The organism is Thiorhodococcus drewsii AZ1 (genome assembly GCF_000224065.1).
GTDB classification, from domain to species: domain Bacteria; phylum Pseudomonadota; class Gammaproteobacteria; order Chromatiales; family Chromatiaceae; genus Imhoffiella; species Imhoffiella drewsii.
Window position 1 is genome coordinate 1 of the sequence record NZ_AFWT01000097.1, and the last position, 2,040, is coordinate 2,040.

1 protein-coding gene is annotated in these 2,040 nt (G+C 65.0%); it reads right to left on the reverse strand.

The genetic code is table 11. The features are described from left to right. Positions 1-218 precede the first annotated feature (218 nt). On the reverse strand, positions 219-1,868 hold the full coding sequence (locus THIDRDRAFT_RS26325; RefSeq protein ID WP_007043359.1) for a methyl-accepting chemotaxis protein: 1,650 nt from the start codon (positions 1,866-1,868) through the stop codon (positions 219-221). Between the last annotated feature and the right edge of the window lie 172 nt (positions 1,869-2,040).

The window sequence follows — 2,040 nt, forward strand, 5'->3', positions numbered from 1 at the left end:
CGAGGACCTTGCTCGGTAACGTGGAGGCTTGCAGTTCACGACGAATCGCTGGGGTCGTGCGCGCGTTCTTATGCAGGCGGATTTCCATCGGCAATCAGGCTCCCGGGCTGTGGGCTGTTCCGCGAGCGATAGCTTTGTGGACCACGTGCTCTAGCACCTCGCGGGCTCGGAACAAGGGATAGCTCCGTCAAGGCACATAATCACACGGGATGTAGCACCTATACGGAAGGCAATCTGAATTCCGCCATCAGTGCCCGCAGCCGCTCGGCCATGACCGCGAGCTGATGACTGGCCTCCGCCGTTTCGCGCGCCCCTCCCGAGGTTCGCTCGGCGGCGATGCCGATATGGGTGACATTGGTGTTGATCTCCTCGGCAACCTGGAACTGCTCCTCGGCCGCGCTGGCGATCTGCAGGTTCATGTCGGAGATTCGGTGGATTCCCTGGAGAATCGTCTCAAGCGCATCTCCGGCCCGGCTCGCGGCCACCGCGGCCGAGTGCGTCGCGTCCCGTCCGGATTGCGACTCGGAGGCGGCCTGAGTCGAGTGACGCTGCAGCGCACCGATCATCTCCTCGATATGCCGGGTCGATTCCTGGGTCTTCTGCGCCAGGGACCTGACCTCATCGGCCACGACGGCGAAGCCTCGGCCCTGCTCCCCGGCTCGCGCGGCCTCGATCGCCGCATTCAGGGCGAGCAGGTTGGTCTGCTCGGCGACGTTGCGGATCACCTCGACCACCGTCTCGATCCGGGCGCTGCTGTCGGCGACGGATCCGATCACGGCCGTGATCGACTCCATCCTCTCGGCCAGTCCCTGGATGTCGGCGATGGTCTCGGAGACGATCTGGCGCCCGCGCTCGGTCTCGGAAACGGCCGAGCGGGAGGCCTGGGAGTTCTCCTCCGCGTGCCTGGCCACCTCCTGCACCGAGGCCGACATCTGGGTGATGGCGGTGGCGACGACCGAGGTATCGCGCTCCTGCTCGCCGATGCTGCGGCTCGTCTGATCGCTGATGTTGGAGGTCTCCTCGGCCGTCGTCGCCAAACCATCGGATATCTCGGCGACCTGAGCGACCATCCGCCGCAGCGTATGGCTCATGCGGCGCAAGGCCGCATAGACGCCGGACTCCCGGGCGGTTTGGAGCAGTTCGAGCGTCAGATCGCCATCGGCGATCGCCTCGGCGATGCGGCGCATATCGCCGGGCTCCCCGCCGAGCGGTCTGGTGATCGCGCGTTTCTCCAGCAGCGCCAGAAGGACGATGGCGACGACCGCGAGGAACAGGACGCCCAGGGTCAGACGCCGTACTTGCCGGATCGGAGCGAAGGCCTCGGCTTCGTCGATCTCCGCCAGCAACGCCCAGGTGGTGTCGCCGACCGACAGCGGACGATAGACGGACAACACCGGGTTGCCAGTGTAGTCGATGACGATCTGCGCTCCGGACTCCCCGGCCAATGCCTCGTCGACCGCCACCGTTCTCACCTGCCCGGTCTGGGGGTTCCGGAAGGAGGCGAGCACCGAATGATGGATCGGATCAAGGAAGGAATCCGAACGCATCAGATGGTCGCCGCCCACCAGATAGGTTTCGCCGCTCACCCCCAAACCCTGGCGCTCGGTCATGATCGCGTTCAGTTCCCCGATCGGAAACTGGAAGACGACCGCCCCCAGCCTCTGGCCCTGGGCATTCAGAACGGGGGCCGAGACGAACCCAGCGGGTGCTTCGTAGGAAGGGAAATAGCTCGCGAAATCGATGATGGCGGCCTGCCCCGGGGCGGCCTTGTCGGCCTGACGGAATGCCTGCCCCAAACCCGTGTCGGCATAGGGGCCATCGCGCAGAGAGGTCGCGAAACCGACCTCCTTGAAGACCGAGTAGAGCACGCGCCCCGTCCGTTCCCCTCAGTGTCAGGATAAGTGTCACCTGCCCCTGCTATCTTTCTTAACACATCTGGGGGCGAGAGGAACTGAGTGATGAGTGCGTATTCCGAAGAACGCCGAGCGGCAATCGTAGCGAAGTTGCTGCCGCCGCAGAATCTGAGTCCGCGTGCGGTGG